Genomic DNA, 21,319 nt, shown 5'->3' with positions numbered 1-21,319 from the left:
AATCAGAACTGGTACTGCGCACTGGCCAGCCAGGTGCGCCCGGCGCTGGGGAAGCCGTCGGACAGCGCGTAATTGCGGTCACCCAGGTTCGCCACGCCCGCTTCCAGGGTCAAGTCCGTCAAGGGGCGGTAGACGGCCTTCAGGTTCAGCGTCGTAAAACCACCGAGTGCCAAAGTGTTCGAAACCCAGCGCCCGCTGTTCGATTCCGCGACGGCCACCACGTCGACCTGGCGTGCAGCATGCAGCACGGCGTGCGCCGTCAGCTTGTGGCGCGGCACGTCCGTCAGGCGGATGGCGCGGTCGCTAACATTCTTCATCTCCGTATACGTATAGTTGCCACCGACATCCAGCCAGGCGCCGGCGCGGCCGCGCAAGCCCAGTTCCACGCCGCTGATGTGCGCCCTGCCCGCGTTGCGCATCTGCGCGCGCACACCCGAGACATTCGCCACGCTCTGGATCTTGTCCTTCACGTCGCTGTAGAACAGCGCAACTTCCACCTTGGCGCCCTGGGAGTTTCCTTGATACCCCAGCTCATAATTCATCGCCTCTTCCGCGCGCAGGGCCGGGTTTTCGATATATGTGCCCAGGCGCTGCGAGTAGCGGTCCTTCAAGGTCGGCAGGCGCGACTTGCGCGCAACGGTGGCGTACACGCGCGCATCAAGACCGATCTTGTGGAACAGGCCCGCCTGCAGGTCGGTGGCCGATTGATTGCTCGGCAAGGTATACGCATTGCCGGCGCTGTAGACGGTGTCCGGGCGCAGTGCATTGCGCGACAAGCCCAGCGACAGCTCCGTCGCCGCATTGAGGGCGATGCTGTCTTCCGCACCCAGGGTCCACAGGACATCCTTGTACCAGGTATTGCGCACGCCCCTGGCGTCCAGTTCCTGGTGTTCGTCGGCCTTGACGCTGGCGACGAAACGCAGGCTGTGCGTGGCGAGGCGGAACGATTCGAGCTCCACTGCGCCGCCGTTCGTGCGGTCGTTATAGATGCTGCGCCCGCCGCTGACGCTGCCCTGGCCGCTGGTCTTCAGCGTGGCGTAGCTGCCGTTCGTGTAGGACGTGATTTCATTGTCGTAGCTGTCGTGGTACAGCCGCAGTTTCAGGCGTTCGACCTCGCCCAGGCGCGTCTGCGAGACGAAATACAGGCTTTCCTTGTTCCAGTACGGCCATTGCCAGTAGCGCGCGCCCACGGGATTAGTCGATGGCGGCTGGCCCTTTTCGCCATGCTGCTTGTAGTAGCTGAGCGCATACTCGTCGCCGCCCCCGGGCGTGTAGCCCATTTTGAACGACAGTTTATGGTCCTTGCGGTAAGCATTGTTGCGCATGCCGCCGTCCTCCGTGGCCGTGGGACGGAAGTCGGACGACAGGGGGAAACCGTCGCTGTCGATGTAAGACACACCCGCCTGCAGATACCACAGGCCCTGGTTGGTGCCCACGTTGGCCGACACCTGGCGCTCGCTGCCCGAGCCGAAACCGATGGAGGTATCGCCCTCAAGGCGCGCCGTGGGTTTGCGCGAAATCAGATTGATGGCGCCGCCCAGGGTGTTGGCGCCATACGCCACGGAGCTGAAGCCCTTGGCCACCTGGATGGCGGCCAGGTCGGCCGTCGTGAAGCGGTTGAAATCGACATAGCCGTCATAGGGCACGTAGACGGGAATGCCATCGATGTACAGCGGCACCTGGCGCGCATCGAAACCGCGGATGGCGACGGTTTTTTCGTTGCGCGAATTGGTCGACAGCGACACGCCCGACAGCAAATTGAGGGCGTCACCCACGTTGTCGCGGTTAAAGCGGCGCATTTCGGCGCGGCTCACCTGCGAACCCACTTGCTGCTCATCCAACTGCGCCACCTGCCCCAGCTGGTCGCGCTGGCCGATCACCGTCACCGTGCCCAGCACGAACGGCGCCGCCTCCATTTCCTCCTTGCCTGCCGTTTGCTGCGCCTGCGCCGTCAGTGCCATCTGCGCCAGCGCCAGCATCACGGCGCCTGCCATTACCTGTTTCAACATCGTCTTGTTCTTTCCACTCTCGTCATATGCGTTATATACCGTTTTATATAGCGATATACAAAAAAATCGGCCACACATGCAGCGGCCGTCACCCAATAGCGCAATATACAGACGTATATAGCGATGCTCAAGCGACAGGACTGGAAACACTTGCGCAGGTCAAATTTCACGCCTTTTTCATGCAGCGCAGCATTTCGCTGTGCGAACGAATGTTTCACAAAACGATTGACATGCGAGATTCGGCTAGGCAAACTGATTTGCAGGGAGTCAGAAAATGAAAGCAAATATGACAAATACTCAGGCCGCAGCCGATCCGGAACTCATCGTTTTCAGCGATGACGAGGAAGGCAAGGACCGCCAGTTCGTCAACGCGCTGGCGCGGGGCCTGGAAGTGCTGCGCTGCTTCCGACCCGGCGAAGTATTCCTGTCGAACGCGGACATGGCCAAGCGCACGGCCATCCCGAAACCCACGATTTCGCGCCTCACCTACACACTCACCAAACTGGGCTACCTGAATTACTCGGATAGTCTGGGCAAGTACCAGCTGGGCGCCGGCGTACTGGCCCTCGGCTACCGCATGCTGTCGAACCTCGACGTGCGCAAGATGGCGCGCCCGCTGATGGAAGAACTGGCCGAACATGCACAGGCCTCCGTTTCTCTGGGCACGCGCGACCGTCTCAGCATGGTCTACGTGGAAACCTGCCGCAGCAGCGCCAATGTCACCCTGCGCCTCGACGTCGGCTCGCGCATTCCCTTGATGACGACGGCCATGGGCAAGGCCCTGCTGTGCATCCTGCCGCAGGCAGAACGCGACTACCTGATGGACCATGCGCGCGTGCACGAGACGGAACGCTGGCCGCGCATCAAGGCCGGCATCGAGCAAGGCTTCAAGGATTACCAGGACCGGGGCTTTTGCATCTCGGCCGGCGAGTGGCAGAACGACGTGCATGCAGTGGGCGTGCCCATGCAGGGCTTTGACGGCGAACAGGTGATGGCCTTCAATTGCGGTGGCCCCGCCTTCCTGCTATCGCGTGAAAAACTCGAATCGGACCTGGGACCACGCCTGGTCGCCCTGGTCAAGACAGTGGAAAAAAACCTGGGCCGCGGTTAGACTGCGCGCCCCCTCTCAACATCGCCTCCGAGGACCCCGATGATACGCGACGAAGAAACCCTGAACATCCTGCTCGATAGCATCGCCCGTTTCGTGCGCGAAGTGCTGGTGCCGAACGAGGCGCTGGTGGCCGACACGGATACGATACCGCCCGCCATCGTGGCACAGATGCGCGAACTGGGCCTGTTCGGCCTGTCCATCCCGGAAGCCTACGGCGGCCTGGAACTGAGCATGGAAGAGGAAGTCAGGGTCGCGTTTGAAATCGCCCGCACTTCGCCCGCCTTCCGCTCGCTGATCGGCACGAACAACGGCATCGGCTCGCAAGGCATTGTCATCGACGGCACGGAAGCGCAGAAACAGCACTATTTGCCGAAACTGGCGGCCGGCGAGATCATCGGCTCGTTCGCCCTGACGGAAGCCGGTTCCGGCTCCGATGCGGCATCGCTGCGCACGAGCGCCGTGCGCGACGGCGACTTCTATATCCTCAATGGCAGCAAACGCTATATCACCAACGCACCCGAAGCGAGCATTTTTACCGTCATGGCGCGCACGGACCCCGTCAAGCGGGGCGCCTCTGCCATCTCCGCCTTCATCGTGGAAAGGGACACGCCGGGCCTCTCGCTGGGAAAAATCGATAAAAAGATGGGCCAGCAAGGCGCGCACACCTGTGACGTGATCTTTGAAAACTGCCGCGTGCCAGCCGCGAACATCATCGGTGGCAAGGAAGGCGTGGGTTTCAAGACAGCCATGAAGGTGCTCGACAAGGGCCGCCTGCACATCGCCGCCGTCTGCGTGGGCGCGGCCGAACGCATGCTGGCTGACGCGCTGGCGTATGCGATGGAGCGCCAGCAGTTCGGCCAGCCCATTGCGGAATTCCAGCTGATCCAGGCCATGCTGGCCGACAGCAAGGCCGAGATTTACGCGGCACGCAGCATGGTGCTCGACGCCGCGCGCCGGCGCGACAACAAGGAAGACATTTCGACGGAAGCGTCGTGCTGCAAGCTGTTCGCCTCCGAAATGTGCGGCCGCGTGGCCGACCGCTCCGTGCAAATCCACGGCGGCGCCGGCTACATCAGCGAATACGCGGCCGAACGCTTCTACCGCGACGTGCGCCTGTTCCGCATCTACGAAGGCACGACACAGATCCAGCAGATCGTCATCGCCCGCAACATGATCAAGGCAGCGCAAAAGTGAAGGAGGCAGCGATGGATATTCCAGCCTTGCTGGCCGGTCTTCCGGCCCGCCTCTCGGCCATCCCCGCCCACTGGGCAGCACGCGTGCCCGACGCGCCGGCATTGCATGAAGGCGGACGGCACTGGACCTACGGGCAGCTGCAGCACAGCGTGGCGAGCGCCGCGCAACTGCTGCGCCAGCTGGACGTGCGCGCCGGCGACCGCCTGATGGTGGTGGGCGAGAACAGCGCGCTGCAGGTGGCGCTGATCTTCGCGGCCGCCAGCATCGATGCGTGGGTTGTCAATGTCAACGCCCGCCTGTCGGCGCGCGAGATCGACACCATCGCGGCGCACAGTTCCGCACGGCGGGTGCTGTTCCTGGCCGGCGCCTCGCCGGAAGCGGCAGCGCATGCGGCACGTCTGGGCGCGGCCAGCGCCACGGTCGACGGCATGGGCGAGCTGCTGGCGGGCGAATTGAACAGCGCAGCTATCGCGGAAGCCTGCGTACCCGGCAACGAACAGGTGGCCGCGCTGATCTACACCACGGGCACGACGGGACAATCGAAGGGCGTCATGCTGACGCACCGCAATCTGCTGTTCATTGCCGCCGTCTCCAGCACCTTGCGGGGATTGACGCGCAGCGACCGCGCCTACGGCGTGCTGCCGATTTCTCACGTGTACGGCCTGGCCTCGGTTGCCCTTGGCACCCTGTATGCGGGCGCCGCTCTGTATCTGGTGCCGCGCTTTTCCGTCGATGGCCTGCTGGCCGCGCTGAAAGACGATGAATTGACCATCGTGCAGGGCGTGCCCGCTATGTACGCCAAGCTGCTGCAAACCCTGGGCGGCACCGATACGCCGCTGCCCACGCGGCTGCGCTTTGCGTATGCGGGCGGCTCGCCGCTGGCGCCATCGCTCAAGCGCGACGTGGAAAAGCTGCTGGGCACCGCGCTGCACAACGGCTACGGCATGACGGAAAGCGCGCCCACCATCAGCCAGACGCGGCTCGATGCGCCGCGCCATGACAGTTCCGTCGGCACGCCGATCCCCGGCGTGGAAGTGCGCGTGGTGGACCTGGCCGGCGCGGACGTGGCGCCGGGCGATGCGGGCGAACTGTGGATACGCGGGCCGAATGTCATGGCCGGCTACTACCGCGAACCGGACATGACGGCAGCCACCATGCGCGACGGCGGCTGGCTCAATACAGGCGACATGGCGCGCCAAGAGCCAGATGGCGCGCTGTTCATCGTGGGCCGCACCAAGGAACTGATCATCCGCTCCGGCTTCAATGTGTATCCGCTGGAAGTGGAAACGGCGCTGAACGCCCACGCTTCCGTGGTGCAATCGGCCGTGGTGGGACGCACCCTGGACGATGGCAACGAGGACGTCATCGCCTATGTAGAGCTGGACCCGCAGCACCCCGTGACGGTGCAGGCCTTGCTGGACTACCTGGCGCAGACCCTGTCGCCTTACAAATGTCCATCAGCCATCATCGTCATGGAAGCGCTGCCGGCGGCCGCCACAGGCAAGATTTTAAAGGGGCAGCTGCGGCAGATGGCGCAAAACAGGCAGTAAAAACAGGCAGTAAATTCACCATTGCAGTTGCTTTCAATACACCCGACAATAAAACCCAGGCGGGTGGTTTTGCCGGTGCCGATCCTGGCGCCGGCAAACCGAGTCACATCACCGGAGGAGACACGATGAAACGCACATACACACGCATCGCCATGGCAGCGCTGGTTGCCAGCGCCTGGATGGCGCAGGCCAGCGCCGACGAATTCCTGGTCGGGGCCGAAATCCCCTTGACGGGCAACCTGGCCAGGGTCGGCGCCGGCATGCAGGAAGGGATCATGGTGGCAGCCGAGGTATTCAACAAGACCAACGGCAAGCACACCGTCAAGATCGTCACCGTCGACGACGAATCGGCACCCGCCAAGGCCATCGCCGCCGTGGAAAAACTGGCCAGCCAGGGCGTGGTGGCCATCACGGGCGGCTATGGCTCGAACAATATCTCGCCCGCCTCGGACACGGCGAACAAACTGGGCCTGGTCTACATCACCTCGGGCGGCGTGGACGACAGCCTGGTGGCCAGCGGACGCAAGAATTTTTTCCGCATCAATAACACGGCCGGCTACGAAAAAGCCATGCTGGGGCTGCTGCAGGACGTGGGCGCCAAGTCCGTCTCCATCGTGTATTCGACCAAGGATGCCACCACGGGCCTGGCGAAGGACGTGGAAAAGGCCCTGGCCGCCAGGGGCGTCAAGGTGACGACGCACTCGTTCGATCCGGCCATTACCGACTTCAAGCCCATCATCAACAAGATCAAGCTGCAGGATAAATCGGAAGTGGTGGCCATGGTCGGCTATGAAAACGACTACGTTGGCATCATCCGCGCCGCCCGCGTACTGAAGCCGAAGATCAAGGCCATGGTGGGCGTGTGGTCGCTGGCCACGCCGAAAATGGCGGCCGACTTCCCCGACCTGATGCCGAATGTCTTCGGCACGGCCCTGCTGCCCTTCCCCACCGAATTCAAGACGGCCGACGGCAAAGCCTTCAGCGATGCCTACAAGCAGCTGTACAAGAAGGAGCCGGATTACCTGGGCCAGTTCGGCTACGTGCAATCGATGCTGCTGTTCGAGGCGATTGCGCGCGCGGCCGACAAGGGCACGATCAAGAAAGGCGGCGTGGCAGAGGAAATGCGCAAGACGGACCGGGAAACCCTGATCGGCCGGGTGCAATTCTCCGCCAATGGTGACAACCAGAACTTCGTGCACCGCATGGCGCAGCACCAGGACAAGAAGGTGGTAATCGTCTGGCCGAAGGAACACGCGACGGGCAAGCTGGCTTATCCTGCCCTGCCCTGGTAACAGCAGCCTCCCCTGCGCACACGCGCGCGCCCGCCAGGGCGCGCACCGATGAACGGCAGTTCTGGCCCTCGCCAGGGCTGCCTGACGGGATGACGACATGACAGAATTAATCTTGCAAGCCCTCTATTCAGGCTTGCTGCAGGGCGGCTCCTACGCCCTGATCGCACTGGGACTGGCGCTGGTCTTTGGCACCATGAAAGTGATCAACCTGGCGCACGGCGAACTGGTGCTGCTGGCCGCCTATATCGCCTACAGCGTGGAGTCAGGCCTGGGACTCGGTCCCATGTTCGCCATTCCCATCGCACTGGTGATCGTCAGCCTCACATCCGTGGGCGTGTACCTGATCGTCAGCCGCATCAAGAAAGACCGCGAAATCAATTCGCTGATCCTCACCTACGGCATCGGCGTCATTCTCACCAATTTCATCCTGCTGGTGTGGAAGGCGGACATTCGCTCGACCTCATCGAGCTGGCTGCAGGAAGGCATCGAGATTGGCCCCTTCTTCAGCATGCGCAGCGAAGTGATTTTCTTCGGCGTCAGCCTGGTGCTGATGGCGGCCCTGTGGCGCTGGCTGGCCACCAGCTGGTATGGCCGCGCCGTGCGCGCCGTCTCCAGCAACCGCGACGCGGCCAAGCTGATGGGCATCGACCCGGGCCGCACGGAGCTGGTCTCGTTTTTAGTCGCCGGCATCCTGGCCGCCTTCGCCGGTGTGGCCCTGTTCAGCTATGGCGTGATCCAGCCCGCCTACGGCGGCGCGCTGACGGTGAAAGCCTTCATCATCACCGTATTGGCCGGCATTGGTTCCATCCCTGGCGTGCTGCTCGCTGCCGTACTGCTGGGCGTCGCCGAGGCGCTGACCGTCACCCTGGCCAGCTCCGCACTGCAGGAATTGTCCGGCATGGTGCTGTTCCTGCTGGTGCTGTTCATCATGCCAAACGGCCTGTTTGGCGCACAACGGAGGCGCGGATGAAGCGCTCGACACTGATATCCACGACGGGCCTTCTGCTGGCCGCGTATGTCGCCGTGCCGCTGGCCCTTGGCGGCAACCAGTATGTGATGAGCATGGTGGTGGCGGCCCTGATCATCGGCGGCGTGGCCATGTCCTGGGCCCTGCTGGGCAACCTGGGCGGCATGGTCAGCTTCGGCCATGCGGCGTTCTTCGGCGTGGGCGCGTATGTCTCCGCGCTGACCACCGTGAAACTGGGCTTGCCCGTGTTTGCCGCCATGCTGCTGGGCGGCGTCGGCGCTGCGGCGGCAGCCGTCATCATGCTACCCGTGCTGCGCCTGCGCGGGCCGTATTTTGCGCTGGCCATCCTCGCCTACGCCCACATCTTCCGCATCCTGGCCACGGAATGGAGTGCGCTGACGGGCGGCGCCGGCGGCGTCAACAATATTCCCACCCTGCCCACCGTCTTCGGCTTTGATTTGGCCAGCAAGACGGGCGCCTACCTGGTGGTGCTGACCCTCGTCGTGGCCTGCGCGCTGGCGTACAGTCGCATCCGTTCCAGCCATTACGGCATCGCCCTGCGCGCCATGCACGACAGCGAAGACGCCACGCGCGTCGTCGGCGTCAACAGCACCCTGTTGAAAGGCATGATGCTGCTCGTGTCGGCCTTCATGGCCGGCCTGTTCGGCGCCTTCAACGCCCACTACATCAACTTCCTGGAACCGGACTACGCCTTCAACAGCCTGTGGGTCACCTTGCCCATCGTGGCGGCCATCTTCGGCGGCTACCGCACGATACTCGGCCCCGTGCTGGGCGCCGTGGTGGTCTACCTGGTAGACCAGCTCATTTTCAAGTCGCTGATACCCACCGGGCACCAGCTGGTGCTGGGCGTGCTGCTGGTGGCGATGATTGTCTTCAGTCCGAACGGCCTGCTGCCGCTGCTACGAAAATGGCTGAAAAAAGCGATGATCAAGGAGAAATCCCATGCTTGAACTCGATAATGTCTCCGTGCGCTTCGGCGGCCTGACGGCCGTCGATGCCGTCACCCTGAACGTGGGCAGCCACGACGTGATCGGCCTCGTCGGCGCCAACGGTGCCGGCAAGACCACGCTGTTCAATGCGATTTCCGGCCTGGTGCGCCCCACCAGTGGCCACATCCGCTTCGACGGGCGCGACATCATGGCCACGCCCATGTACCAGCGCGCCCGGCTTGGGCTGGGCCGCACCTTCCAGATTCCGCAGCCCATGCATGAACTGACGGTGCGCGAAAACCTCATCGTGGCGCAGCGCTTCGGCACCGGCAAGGTGGATCAGCGCAAGATCGATGAAATCCTCGATTTCACCAGCCTGGCGGACAAGGCCGGGCGCGACGCTGCCAGCGAACTGGCGCTGACGGAACTGAAGGCGCTGGAAGTGGCCAAGGCGCTGGCCACCAATCCGAAACTGCTGCTGCTCGATGAAGTGCTGGCAGGCCTGGAAACGAACGGCAAGCGCCGCTTCATGGGCATGCTCAAGGACTTGCATGCCGCCTTTGGCGTAGGCATCGTCATGATCGAGCACGATATCGAAACCATCAGCAATCTGTGCCAGCGCGTGGCCGTGCTCAATTTTGGCCAGCTGATCGCCGATGGCACGCCGGACGCCGTGTTCCGCGATCCAGCCGTCATCCAAAGCTATACGGGAGCAGTTCATGCCTGAAACGATGCTTGAAATTAGTCAACTGCGCGCCGGCTATGGCGCCATCAATGTGCTGTGGGATGTGTCGCTGTCCATCCAGAAAGGCAAGCTGACCACCATCATCGGCCCGAACGGGGCCGGCAAAACCACCCTGCTGCGCGCCATCATGGGTTTGCTGCCCGTGGGCGCGGGCAGCATCGCGCTCGATGGCGTGGGCATCAATGGCACACCGACGTGGAAGATGAGTGACGCGAGGGTCACCATGATACCCGAGGGGCGCATGACCTTCCGTGACATGAGTGTGGAAGAAAACCTGATCATGGGCGCCTTCCCGAAAGAGCACCGCAGCCACATGCCGGTGCGCCTGGCCGAAGCCTACGCCATGTTCCCGCGCCTGCACGAGCGCCGCAAGCAGTTGGCCGGGTCACTATCGGGTGGCGAGGCGCAGATGCTGGCCATGGCGCGGGGCTTGATGTCGGACCCGTCGCTATTGATCATCGACGAACCTTCGCTGGGTCTGGCGCCGCTGGTGGTCAACGAGCTGTTCGAGATCCTCGCGCGCCTGAACGATGGCCGGCGCACCATCATCCTCGTCGAGCAAAACACGGCGCGCGCCGTGGGCGTGGCCGATCACGTCTACCTGATGCAGAGCGGCAAAGTGGCGCTGTCGCAGGCCGCTTCCGAGGTCGATCTCGAGCATCTGCACGAACTCTATTTTGCGCGCTGAGTGATATCCGCTGCATGCAGCTGGCATCACTCCTCGTCGTCCTCGTCCTCGTCGGCCAGCTTGTCGAACACCAGCATCTGACTTTTTCCGAGTCCGGCCATCACGAAGGGATCGTCGGCAGGAAAGCGGCCCGTATCGACCAGCATGCGCAGCTTGCTCAAGCGATCGCCCAGCGCCAGCGCTTGCGCCTGCGGATCGGCATCGGCGTGGGCATCGACGCCGGCATGCTCGATCGCATTGGTCACGGACTCGGGAAACTCCCATAATTCGGCGATCCGTACCGACAAGATACGCGCTTGCGCAAACACCTGGGCAATGAAGGCGTCCGATTGCGGGAAGGCATCGGGCGCATGCATCTGGTCGATCAGCCGGAACGCCACCACCAGGCCGACATTGGCCATCAGTCCCGCCAGATAGGCGTCGAAGGCGTTTGCCTGCATGGCCGGCGCGAGCAGGTTGGCCGCCAGCGCGCATTTCTCGGACTGGCGCCAGATCAGCGGCGCCGTGCGTATGGTCAACCCGCCGCTTTGCATGCTGACGATGGGGCGGAAGGCGACGCGGGCGAGCAACATGCGCATGCCGTTTTGCCCGAGCAGCATGATGGCGCCTTCCATGTTGTTGATCGACGGGCTGGCGTTGTAGCGAGAATGGTAGCGCGGCCGGTTCGCTTCGCGGTAGACCTCGGCGACCAGCAATACGTCCTGGGCCAGCTGGCGCGACAGCTCGGCTGCGCTCATGTTTTCATTTTGCAAGGTACGCATCAACTGCGGGATGATGGCCGGAATGCGCGGCACCAGCGCGGCGCCAGCGATCGGTTCACGGGCCAGGCGCATCAATTCGTCCAGAATCTGTTGTTCGGCCTGCTCGGGAGCCTGCGCCGAACCGGCGGCGGCCAGCCAGCGGTAGTAGATGGCATCGATTTCGGTGATGGTGGCTGGCTGCCGCGTCATATCGGGCGCCGCCGCTGCCGTGACCGGCGCAGCCTTGTTTTTTTCATCGCCGCCGTTCAGTAATTTTCCTATCCAACCCATTTTGCTATCCAAACCTTTATGCATCACTATCGCGAAATCCGCTGCGCGATTGTACTTGATGACAGCAGTACTGGGGCGGCCGGCGTGACCGGCTGGGTCCACCTGGCGCAAAGTGCTACAGTGGCGCTCTCGCAGCCTTCCCTGCCTTGCAAGGTACATCATGAACAATCCACTGGCCCGTTACGTCACCGGCCAGGCGTATAACAACGCCTGGGCCAACCACCGCTTGCTGAAGGCTTGCGGGCAGCTGACCCAGGCCGAGTTCCAGGCCACGCGCGTCAGCTTTTTCCCCACCATCCAGTTCACCCTGAACCACATACTGACGTGCGACTGGTTCTATCTCGACGCACTCGAACGCGAGCTGCGCGGCGAAAAGCCTCATTCCGACTGCTATGTCTTTTTTGCACAGGACGAACCGTACACCGATGGCGCGGCCCTGCACGCGGCGCAGCGCGCATCGGACCTGCGCCTGATCGCCCATTGCCGCAGCCTGTGCGATGCGGACCTGGCGCGGCCCGTGACGATCCTGCGCGACACCCCGCAAGTCGACACGCGCCAGCGCATGCTGGCGCATTTGTTCCAGCACCAGATCCACCACCGTGGGCAAGTGCACGCCATGCTGGCCGGCACGCGTATCGAAGTGCCCCAGCTCGACGAGTTCTATTGCGCAGGTGAAGCGGACGAGCGGGCGCAGGATTTCCTGGAACTGGGCTGGACGGAAGACGACGTGTGGAAAGAGCGCTGAATCATTCTTCGCCGTGGCAGCAGATGCACAACTTGTTGCCATCGAGGTCGCGGAAATAAGCGCCATAGTAATTGGGATGGTAATGGGGCCGCAAGCCGGGTAGCCCTTCGCACACGGCGCCCAGCGCCAGCACGGCCTGGTGGCAACGGTCCACCTGCAAGCGGCTGGCCGCCAGCAAGGCCGTCATCTGGCCATTGCCGGGAGTGGCCGGCAAGCCGTCATGCGGCGCCGTCAGCACGAACAGGGGGCGCGGCGCCCCCCGCGCCATCCAGCCCGCCCAGGGTTGGGCCGGATCGTGAAATTTCTCGATCAAGTCGAGTTCTCCCATCAGTGCCGTGTAAAAGGCGTAGGCGCGGGGAAAGTCGTTGGTGCCGAGGCAAATATGGGACAGCATGCTGCTCCTTCATGAATTCAAGCATGTGCGGCGAAATGCGCCAGCTGATTATAATGGCGCATCGCTTTCCGACACGATCCCATGCCAGACCTCGACCGCCTTCAATTGCTCCCCCCCTCCAGCGCCGACCTTCCCGCCTTGCTGGCCTTTGAACTGGAAAACCGCACCTATTTTGAATCCTGGGTCACGGCGCGCGCACCGTCCTATTACCACCATGAAGCCATCGCCGCCGCCATCGAGCAGGCGCAGCGCGAACGTGAGAAAGACAGCGCATACCAGTACCTGGCCAAGCTGGACGGGCAGATCATCGGCAGAGTCAACCTGACTGCCGTCACGCGCCCGTATTTCAACAAGGCGACGCTCGGCTATCGCATCGGCGAACGGTTTGGCGGACGCGGCTACGCCACGCGCGTGGTCGCCCTGTTGCTGGAAGAAGCGTTCGGTGCACTGGAACTGTGGCGCCTGGAAGCGACGGCGCGGCCGCAAAACCTGGGTTCGATCGCCGTCATGCAACGCAACGGTTTTCGCCAATATGGCCGTTCGGAAAAAGCCATGCACTTCCAGGATGCCTGGTCGGATTTGCTGTACTTTGAACGGCGCAAGGAACACGCCAGCGCCTGAAAAAACCGAACGAACGCTCTATTTATCTGCCGATTCTCCCCTGATGTTGTAAAATAGGCAAATATGGCGCGGCATCAGCCGTGCCGCTTGCCAGCCTTTCGCGCATGCAGATGCACTCACACTCAGGGGAAAACCATGCCTAACACAGACAAAAAAGCCTACCTCGTCGGCGGCGGCATCGGCTCGCTGGCCGCAGCCGCATTCATGATACGCGACGGCGGCATGCAAGGTTGCAACATTACCGTCTTCGAAGCGTCGCCCGTGACCGGGGGCAGCCTCGATGGCGGCGGCAATGCAGAGGATGGCTACACCTTGCGCGGCGGGCGCATGCTGACCACCGATAATTACGAGTGCACCTGGGACCTGTTCAAGAGCATACCCTCGCTCGAACATGCGGGCCAGAGCGTCTACGATGAAACCATCGCCTTCAACGAACAGCACCTTCCCCACTCGCGCGCGCGCCTGGTCGACCGCAACCGCTTCAAGGTCGATGTCAGCAGCATGGGCTTTTCCATGCAGGACAGGCTGGAACTGCTGAAGCTGACGGAAGCCGACGAAGACACCTTGGGCAGCAGCGCCATCACGGACTGGCTCTCACCCGAATTTTTCGACACCAAGTTCTGGACCATGTGGGCCACCACGTTTGCCTTCCAGCCCTGGCATAGCGCCGTCGAGTTCAAGCGCTACCTGCACCGCTTCATGATGGAGTTTTCGCGCATCGAAACCCTGGCCGGCGTCAAGCGCACCGTCTACAACCAGTACGATTCGCTGGTACGTCCCCTGGTCGCCTGGCTGCAGGAGCAAGGCGTGAACATCATCATGGATTGCACGGTGAGCGATATCGAGGTGCAGGAGAGCGACGGCCGCCTGAGCGCCACCGCCATCGCCTGCCAGCGGCACGGCCTGGCCGACGTGATCCCCGTGGCCGCCGGCGACCTGGTCTTTTTCCAGAACGCCTCGATGACGGATGCCTCCAGCTATGGCAGCATGCACAGCGCGCCTGCCCAGCGCACGAAAAACGACAGCCAGGGCTGGCGCCTGTGGGAAAAGCTGGCCGAGGGCCGCCCGGAACTGGGACGCCCCGCCGCCTTCAACAGCAGCATCCCCGAATCATACTGGGCCTCGTACACGGTCACCCTGAAAGACAGCGCCTTCTTTGACAGGATGGAGCAATTCACGGGCAACAGCGCGGGCACGGGCGGCCTCGTCACCTTCAAGGACAGCAACTGGTTCATGTCCATCGTGCTGGCGCACCAGCCCCATTTCGCCGGCCAGCCCGAGGGCGTGCAAGTATTCTGGGGCTATGCGCTGCACCCTGACCGCATCGGCAACTTCGTCGCCAAGCCCATGTCCGAATGCAGCGGCGCGGATATCCTGCGCGAGCTGTGCGGCCACCTGAACTTCGACCTCGACATCATGGCCACGGCCAACTGCATTCCCTGCCGCATGCCCTACATCACCAGCATGTTCATGCCCCGCGCAAAGAGCGACCGTCCCCTGCCCGTGCCGGCCAACTCCGTCAACCTGGCCTTCGTCAGCCAGTTCGTGGAAATCGCCGACGATGTCGTCTTCACGGTGGAATACTCGGTACGCGCAGCGCAGACGGCCGTCTACCAGCTGCTCGGCGTACAGCGCGAAGTGCCGGCCATCCACGCGCACGACAAGTCGCTGAAGGTCAAGCTCGATGCCGTCATCAAGGCCTTCAAATAGCCGCGTCGCTGACGCTTGCACGCAACAAAGGCCACGCTGCCGGCCATGCATGCACCTGATTTAAGACTGGCTTCAGCCTCGCCGTGCATCGTGGATAGGGCGCCAGCAGCCATGGCGCCTCTCCTCACCATCACGGGCACGGCCCAGCGAAAGAGCCAATATGAAAACATGGATGCGCGCCAACAAAGGTTTTTTGATGTTCCTGCTGCTGTTCGGCGTCTTCCGCACGGCCGTGGCGGACTGGAATCCGATACCGTCGGCATCCATGCGCCCCAACCTGCTCGAAGGCGACGTCGTCTTCGTCAACCGCCTGGCCTTCAACCTGAAAGTGCCGCTCACCGATATCGTGCTGCAACGCCTGGGCGACCCGCAGCGGGGCGATATCGTCACCTTTTCCTCGCCGAAAGATGGCACGCGCTTGATCAAGCGCATCATCGCCCTGCCCGGCGACACGGTGGAAATGCGCAATGAACAGCTGATCATCAATGGCCAGCCCGCCCGGTACACGGCGCTCGACACGGCGCCTGAAACCATCGCCCACCTGGGCCAGCTGACAGCGCAGCGCATCAGCGAGCGCAACCAGACCGAGCAGCACCGCATCCAGGTCTTGCCGCAAATCGCGGGCGCGGCGCGCAGCTTTGCCCCCGTGACGGTGCCGGCCGACCATTTCCTCATGCTGGGCGATAACCGCGACAACAGCGCCGACTCGCGCTATTTCGGCTTCGTGCCACGGGCATTGCTGATTGGCAAGGCCGAGCGCATCCTCGTCTCGGCCAATATCGAAGAGCATTGGCAGCCGCGGCTGCAGCGTTTCGGCATGAAGCTGGAGTAAACACCCCCCTTGCAACGGCGCCGTGCTTTTCGGTTAGCATGGCGCATCATGCAAAACTTTCCCTCAGCCAGCCAGCAGAGCGCCAGCGACGATCCCGCCCTCGAGCAGCTGGCGCAGTTCCTGCAGCGCCATCCCGAGGTGCTGCTGCTGACGGGCGCCGGCATCAGCACGGCGTCCGGCATTCCCGCTTACCGCGATACGGAAGGCGTGCGGCGCGGCAATGCCCCCGTGCAAGGTCCCGACTTTCGCCGCGAGGAAGCCGTGCGCCGCCGCTACTGGGCCCGCAGCATGGTAGGCTGGCCCACCCTGGCGCGCGCCACACCGAATCCCGGCCACCTGGCCATCGCGCATTTGGCGCAGCGCCAGCACATCGGCGGCCTGGTCACGCAAAACGTGGATGGCCTGCATCAGCAGGCAGGCAGCGCCACCGTCACGGAGTTGCACGGCAGCATACATGGCGTGGTTTGCCTCGATTGCCAGGCCCGCCACACGCGCCGCCTGATCCAGGGCATGCTGGAACGCGACAATCCGCAGTTGCTGGGCGCCACTGCCACGCCGGCGCCCGATGGCGACGCCTTGCTGGAGCCGTCGCAACTGGCCACCTTCCACCTTCCCGTCTGTCCCCGCTGCGGCGGCACCCTGCAGCCCGACGTGGTGTTCTTTGGCGATGGCGTACCCTCCGCCTGCGCGGCCGAGGCCGAGCGCAAGCTGATGGAGGCCAGCGCCCTGCTGGTAGTCGGCTCGTCCGTGATGGTGTATTCCAGCTTTCGCCTGTGCCGCATGGCGGCCGAGACGGGCAAGCCCGTGGCCGCCATCAACATGGGCAAGACGCGCGCCGACCATTTGCTGGCATTCAAGACCGATGCGCCGGCACAGGACATCTTGCCAGCATTAGCGGCCATGCTGGACTGATCCGGGCTCAGCGGTGCGCCGCTCTCGCTATACTATGGCATTGACGAGGAGAATTCATGCTGGAACTGTTGAGTGAACACGCCTGTTTTGGCGGTGTACAACGCTTTTATCGCCACGACGCGCAAGCCATCGGCTTGCCCATGCGTTTTTCGGCCTTCATTCCCGACACGGCGCCAGGCGACACCGTCAGCATCAAGCGCCCCGCCCTGTTTTACCTGGCTGGCCTGACGTGCACGGAAGAAACGTTCATGATCAAGAGTGGCGCGCAGCGCGTGGCGGCCGAAGAAGGCCTGATCCTGATCGCGCCCGACACCAGCCCCCGTGGCGCCAACATCGCGGGCGAGACGGATGCCTGGGATTTCGGCGCGGGCGCCGGCTTTTACGTCGATGCCACCGAAGCGCCGTGGAGCAGCCACTACCGCATGTACAGCTACCTCCTGGAACTGCGCGCGCTGCTGGAACAGGAACTGGCGATCGATGCGCAACGCACGGGTATTTTCGGCCACTCGATGGGCGGCCACGGCGCGCTGGTGCTGGCCTTGCGCAACCCGGAACTGTTCCGCTCAGTGTCCGCCTTCGCGCCCATCGCCGCACCGAGCCAGTGTCCCTGGGGCAAAAAGGCTTTTACAGGCTACCTGGGCAGCGATGCAGCCAGCTGGCAGCAATACGACGCCAGCGCCCTGATGCGCGGCTTGCAAGGCAAGCCGGCACTATTTCCTGGCGGCATCTTGATCGACCAGGGCCTGGCCGACAAGTTCTTGACCGAGCAACTGTATCCCGAGGTGTTCGAAGCGGCGTGCCGCGACGCCGGCCAGCCCCTGCAGCTGCGCCGCCATGCCGGCTATGACCACGGCTATTATTTCATCGCCAGCTTCATGGAAGAGCATCTGCGCTTCCATGCACAAAACCTGCGCGCCACAGACTGACTGGCGCCTATTGCGCCGTGCTGGTATGCCCGTTGAAATGGCGCATGTACCAGTCAGTGGCCAGCAAGGCCGCCTGGTGCCGCGTGTCGGGAGCACCGGGTGCGGCGATCTGTTCCAGTTGTTTGTCGCAGCGTAAGGTGGCGAAGGCCATGCGGTTCAGGCCAGCCACATCGGGGTCGCGCCCGCCCACGATCAGCAGCGAAGGCACACGCACATTTTCCAGCGCCGCCTTGCCCGCCATTTCCACCTGGCCATCACAGACAGCCAGCGCGGCGATCTCCGCGCTGCGCCAGGCCGCCAGCTGCATCACCACGGCGGCGCTGGTGCCATAGCCATACAGGCCGCAAGGCAAGCGCCGCGTGGCTGGATCGACTTGCAGCCAGCCCAGGGCTTTTTCCAGTTGACGCGCCAGCAGCACGATGTCGCTGCGCACAAAATAAGAGTGGCCATTGCTGCCGCCGCCGGGCCCGACGCCGCCCTGGTCGAAACGCAGGGTGGCGATGCCCGCCCGCAGAAAATCCTGGGAAGTGGCGTGGCTTGAAGCGCCCAGATAGTCGCTATCGGCGCCTGCACCGTGGGCAAACAGGACGATGCCGACCGGTCGCTCGGGCATTTCAAGCACGCCGTCCATTTGAAGTTCATCGGCCGTGATGCTGACAAATTGTTCTTGCATGGCTGCCTCCGCTATCGAGCTGGAATCGAGCTGACATCAAGCTGAAATCACACTGCTGCGCTGATTTTGCCGAACCGGGCGCCGCCTGCGCGCCCTGCGCTGCAATCCTCAGTGTACCAGCCTGCGTCCGTTCACGCGCGGCGCACGTCATTTTGCCGCGCGTCCGCATCAAACGGCGCCGTGCCGGTCCAGCCCCTTCAGCACGGCTTCCGGGCGGATCGGCAAATGCCGCACGCGCGACGCCACGGCGGCGAAGATGGCGTTGCCGATGGCGGGCGCCACGGCCGTCGTGGGCGGCTCGCCCATGCCCGTCGAAGTTGCCGTGCTGGCCACGAATTCGATGTCGAGCTCGGGCACATCGGCCATGCGCAGGGGCGTGTAGGTATTCAGGTTGGTATCCTTCACCTCGCCATTCAGGAAAGCCGTGCCTTCATGCAAGGCCATGCTCACGCCCCACAGGGCGCCCCCTTCCGCCTGCGCCAGCGCGCCATCAGGATCGACGATGCTGCCCGCATCAATGACCATGAACAACTTTTCGACTTTCACCATGCAAGTGCTGCGGTCTACTTTCACCCGGGCAACGCAGGCCGTCCAGGTGGGCATGTCGCGTTCCTGGCCGAACGTGGCGGCGATGCCCAGGCCCGTGTCGGGCGGCATGGCCGTGCCCCAGCCCGCCTTGTCCGCCACCCGCTGCAGCACATGGGCCAGGCGCGCAGCGCCGCCGACGGCGTTCGGTGCGCTGCCCGCATTGCGCCCCGTCGCCTGCAGCAACGACAAACGGAAGGCCAGCGGGTCGACCTTGGCCGCCTGCGCCGCCTCGTCCATAAAACTTTCCACTGCCCAATTCGTCCAGCCTGGTCCCACGGAACGCAGCCAGCCGGGGCGGAAACTGCTGTTGGCCAGGTCGTTCGACACGGCCCGTACGCGGTGCGCGCCCACCGCGTACCAGTGGTCGGCGCCGGCGATGGCGAACGGGTCATATGGATGACCCTGCGTATCCTTGGCCAGGAAGGCGGGTATCATCGCTTGCGTGGGCCAGCCCGCGCTCGCTTCGTGCACCATCGCCGACACCTTGCCGGCTTCGTCGAACGCCATGCGCACATGCTGCACGGATGGCGAGCGGGGCGAATCGAAACGGGCATCGTCGGCCCGCGTGCAAATCATCTTGACGGGGCGTCCCACGGCTTGTGCCGCCAGCGCGGCCGGCACGCAATAATCGCCATTCAGGCGTCGACCGAAGCCGCCGCCCAGCAGATAGGTATGCAGCATCACCTTGCTTTCCGGCACCTTCAACGCCTGCGCCAGCACGGGCAGGATCAACGATTGCCACTGGTTGCCCGCATGGATATGCCAGACGCCGTCGATTTCCTGCGCCAGCGCATTCACCGGTTCGAGCTGGAAATGCAGCACGGTACTGGTCGTGTAGTGGCGTTCCAGTTGCAGGCTGGCATCCTTGAACGCCTGCTCCACACCATCATCATCGACCACGCGGGCGCCCAGGCTGGCATCGGCCAGTTGCTTGGTGGCGTAGTTGAGGATATCCTGCTCCGCCACGTGGGCTGCCGCGCCGGCCCGCCATTTCACTTGCACCAGGTCGGCCGCGCGCATGGCGGCCGCATACGTGTCGGCCACCACCATGACCCAGCCGGGCACCGTGCCGCTTTGGTCCTGCAAGGCAACCGAGCGCAAGTAGCCCTTGACCTTTTTTGCGGCCGAGTCGTCGATAGAGACCACCTTGGCACCGTAGCGCGTGGGCGGGATCTTCGGGCGCGCATACAGCATGCCCTCCACCTGCGCATCGATGCCATACACGGCCGTGCCATCCGTTTTTGCCGGAATATCGAGCGCCTGCACATGCTGGCCGATCAGGCTGCGCTGCTGCGGCGACTTGAGCACGATGGCTTTCAGTTGCTCGGGCGTATACTGGCGCGCCAGCTTGCCACGACGCACGATGTCGCCATAGCTGATGGACCGCCCCCGGCCATGCACGACGCCCAGCCTGGCGTGGCAGGCCGACACGGGCAAGCGCAGCAGGCGCGCGCCCTCCTCGACCAGCGCGAGGCGGCCGGCCGCGCCAGCGCGGCTGAGCGGATCGAAATTCTGCCAGACGGACCAGCTACCGCCCGTCACCATCAAGCCCCATTTCGGGTCCGTGTCCACGTAATGCAGGCGCACCTTGTCCCAGTCCGCCTCCAGTTCCTCGGCCACGATGCGCGCCAGGGCCGTACCGATATGCTGGCCCATTTCCGCCTTGGCAATGTTGACGGTGACGATGCCGTCGCGGCCGATCTGAAACCAGATGCTGGGATCGAACACGGGCGCGCTGGCTTTGACCGGCGGCACGGGCGCCACCTTGCCGGCGGCCAATGAGCTGTCGGCACGCAAGAAGGCCAGAGAAAAACCCGTACCGGCGGCGGCGATCAGGAAACCGCGCCGGCCCAGCGAACTGGGTCGGGCAGCTGAATTTTCTTTCGGCAACCTAAACACCGGACGCCTCCTGCATCCCGGCCGCCAGCTTGATGGCCTTGCGGATGCGCACGTACGCCATGCAACGGCACAGGTTACCGCTCATGACGGCATCAATATTCGCATCCGTCGGCTGCGGATAGTCGCGCAGCAAGGTCGCCGCCTGCATGATCTGGCCCGACTGGCAATAACCGCACTGGGGAGCCTGCGTGGCGATCCAAGCCCGCTGCAGAGGATGCGTGCCGTCCGCCGACAAGCCTTCGATGGTGGTGATGGCGCAGCCCGTCACGGCGGCGATGGGCGTGATACAGGAACGCATGGCGCGGCCATCCACATGCACGGTGCAGGCGCCGCACATGCCGATGCCGCAGCCAAACTTGGTGCCTTTCAAATGGGCTTCGTCGCGCAGCACCCACAGCAGCGGCGTCTCGGCGTCGGCCTCGGTGCCGAAGGGCTGGCCATTCACGGTAATGTTATACATAAGTATTGTGGATAAGAAATTT

General features: G+C 63.5%; 20 protein-coding genes. 14 read left to right on the top strand and 6 right to left on the bottom strand.

The genetic code is table 11. From position 1 onward, the window contains the following. Positions 1-2: 2 nt before the first annotated feature. A complete protein-coding gene (locus CLU92_RS03155) occupies positions 3-2,009 on the bottom strand; it encodes a TonB-dependent siderophore receptor (protein WP_101480690.1) in 2,007 nt (668 codons plus the stop codon). A gap of 286 nt (positions 2,010-2,295) precedes the next feature. On the opposite strand from CLU92_RS03155, the gene CLU92_RS03150 reads away from it, so the two are divergent. The 8 genes from CLU92_RS03150 to CLU92_RS03115 all read left to right on the top strand — a co-directional run bounded on the left by CLU92_RS03150 (position 2,296) and on the right by CLU92_RS03115 (position 10,506). Beyond that, positions 2,296-3,120 (top strand): IclR family transcriptional regulator, encoded by an 825-nt coding sequence (locus tag CLU92_RS03150; protein ID WP_101480689.1) that lies wholly within the window; start codon positions 2,296-2,298, stop codon positions 3,118-3,120. A gap of 39 nt (positions 3,121-3,159) precedes the next feature. Beyond that, a complete protein-coding gene (locus CLU92_RS03145) occupies positions 3,160-4,314 on the top strand; it encodes an acyl-CoA dehydrogenase family protein (RefSeq protein ID WP_101480688.1) in 1,155 nt (384 codons plus the stop codon). An 11-nt stretch (positions 4,315-4,325) separates the two neighbouring features. Next, positions 4,326-5,864 (top strand): class I adenylate-forming enzyme family protein, encoded by a 1,539-nt coding sequence (locus CLU92_RS03140; RefSeq protein ID WP_101480687.1) that lies wholly within the window; start codon positions 4,326-4,328, stop codon positions 5,862-5,864. Positions 5,865-5,989: 125 nt separating this feature from the next. Then, positions 5,990-7,156 (top strand): ABC transporter substrate-binding protein, encoded by a 1,167-nt coding sequence (locus CLU92_RS03135; protein ID WP_101480686.1) that lies wholly within the window; start codon positions 5,990-5,992, stop codon positions 7,154-7,156. Between the two features lie 97 nt (positions 7,157-7,253). After that, entirely contained in the window at positions 7,254-8,126 is an 873-nt protein-coding gene (locus tag CLU92_RS03130; RefSeq protein WP_099379617.1) for a branched-chain amino acid ABC transporter permease, read from the top strand. Beyond that, complete coding sequence (locus CLU92_RS03125) at positions 8,123-9,094, top strand: branched-chain amino acid ABC transporter permease (RefSeq protein ID WP_101480685.1); 972 nt, start codon at positions 8,123-8,125, stop codon at positions 9,092-9,094. Before CLU92_RS03130 ends, CLU92_RS03125 begins: the two co-directional genes overlap by 4 nt. Next, on the top strand, positions 9,087-9,800 hold the full coding sequence (locus tag CLU92_RS03120; RefSeq protein ID WP_101480684.1) for an ABC transporter ATP-binding protein: 714 nt from the start codon (positions 9,087-9,089) through the stop codon (positions 9,798-9,800). Before CLU92_RS03125 ends, CLU92_RS03120 begins: the two co-directional genes overlap by 8 nt. Before the next feature lie 4 nt (positions 9,801-9,804). Then, entirely contained in the window at positions 9,805-10,506 is a 702-nt protein-coding gene (locus CLU92_RS03115) for an ABC transporter ATP-binding protein (protein ID WP_101480683.1), read from the top strand. A 26-nt stretch (positions 10,507-10,532) separates the two neighbouring features. Here the strand turns inward: CLU92_RS03115 and CLU92_RS03110 are convergent, their stop codons facing one another. Continuing rightward, positions 10,533-11,537: an HDOD domain-containing protein gene (locus CLU92_RS03110; protein ID WP_180338410.1), complete on the bottom strand. Its 1,005-nt coding sequence runs from the start codon at positions 11,535-11,537 to the stop codon at positions 10,533-10,535. Positions 11,538-11,697: 160 nt separating this feature from the next. Between CLU92_RS03110 and CLU92_RS03105 the strand changes: the two genes are divergently transcribed. Further along, on the top strand, positions 11,698-12,282 hold the full coding sequence (locus CLU92_RS03105; protein ID WP_101480681.1) for a DinB family protein: 585 nt from the start codon (positions 11,698-11,700) through the stop codon (positions 12,280-12,282). A gap of 1 nt (position 12,283) precedes the next feature. Here the strand turns inward: CLU92_RS03105 and CLU92_RS03100 are convergent, their stop codons facing one another. Beyond that, positions 12,284-12,676 (bottom strand): VOC family protein, encoded by a 393-nt coding sequence (locus CLU92_RS03100; RefSeq protein WP_101480680.1) that lies wholly within the window; start codon positions 12,674-12,676, stop codon positions 12,284-12,286. Between the two features lie 81 nt (positions 12,677-12,757). On the opposite strand from CLU92_RS03100, the gene CLU92_RS03095 reads away from it, so the two are divergent. The 5 genes from CLU92_RS03095 (at position 12,758) to fghA (ending at position 17,677) form a co-directional block, all read left to right on the top strand. Continuing rightward, positions 12,758-13,297 (top strand): GNAT family N-acetyltransferase, encoded by a 540-nt coding sequence (locus CLU92_RS03095; protein WP_101480679.1) that lies wholly within the window; start codon positions 12,758-12,760, stop codon positions 13,295-13,297. Between the two features lie 135 nt (positions 13,298-13,432). Then, positions 13,433-15,007, top strand: a complete 1,575-nt coding sequence (locus CLU92_RS03090; RefSeq protein WP_101480678.1) for an oleate hydratase — start codon at positions 13,433-13,435, stop codon at positions 15,005-15,007. 160 nt (positions 15,008-15,167) lie between these two features. Next, positions 15,168-15,839, top strand: coding sequence for a signal peptidase I (gene lepB / locus CLU92_RS03085; RefSeq protein ID WP_101480677.1), 672 nt, complete (start codon positions 15,168-15,170; stop codon positions 15,837-15,839). Positions 15,840-15,887: 48 nt separating this feature from the next. After that, positions 15,888-16,751, top strand: coding sequence for an NAD-dependent protein deacetylase (locus tag CLU92_RS03080; RefSeq protein ID WP_101480676.1), 864 nt, complete (start codon positions 15,888-15,890; stop codon positions 16,749-16,751). A 56-nt stretch (positions 16,752-16,807) separates the two neighbouring features. Further along, positions 16,808-17,677 (top strand): S-formylglutathione hydrolase, encoded by an 870-nt coding sequence (fghA, locus tag CLU92_RS03075; protein WP_101480675.1) that lies wholly within the window; start codon positions 16,808-16,810, stop codon positions 17,675-17,677. Positions 17,678-17,684: 7 nt separating this feature from the next. On the opposite strand, the gene CLU92_RS03070 is transcribed toward fghA, so the two are convergent. The 3 genes from CLU92_RS03070 to CLU92_RS03060 form a co-directional block, all read right to left on the bottom strand. Beyond that, positions 17,685-18,350, bottom strand: coding sequence for a dienelactone hydrolase family protein (locus CLU92_RS03070; protein WP_101480674.1), 666 nt, complete (start codon positions 18,348-18,350; stop codon positions 17,685-17,687). 168 nt (positions 18,351-18,518) lie between these two features. After that, a complete protein-coding gene (locus CLU92_RS03065; RefSeq protein ID WP_101480673.1) occupies positions 18,519-20,837 on the bottom strand; it encodes a molybdopterin cofactor-binding domain-containing protein in 2,319 nt (772 codons plus the stop codon). Then, entirely contained in the window at positions 20,830-21,297 is a 468-nt protein-coding gene (locus CLU92_RS03060) for a (2Fe-2S)-binding protein (protein ID WP_101480672.1), read from the bottom strand. Before CLU92_RS03060 ends, CLU92_RS03065 begins: the two co-directional genes overlap by 8 nt. Between the last annotated feature and the right edge of the window lie 22 nt (positions 21,298-21,319).

This window comes from Janthinobacterium sp. 61 (assembly GCF_002846335.1).
Taxonomy (GTDB): domain Bacteria; phylum Pseudomonadota; class Gammaproteobacteria; order Burkholderiales; family Burkholderiaceae_D; genus Janthinobacterium.
The sequence above is the reverse complement of the archived record's forward strand: the minus strand, read 5'-3'. Positions and strand labels throughout refer to the sequence as shown.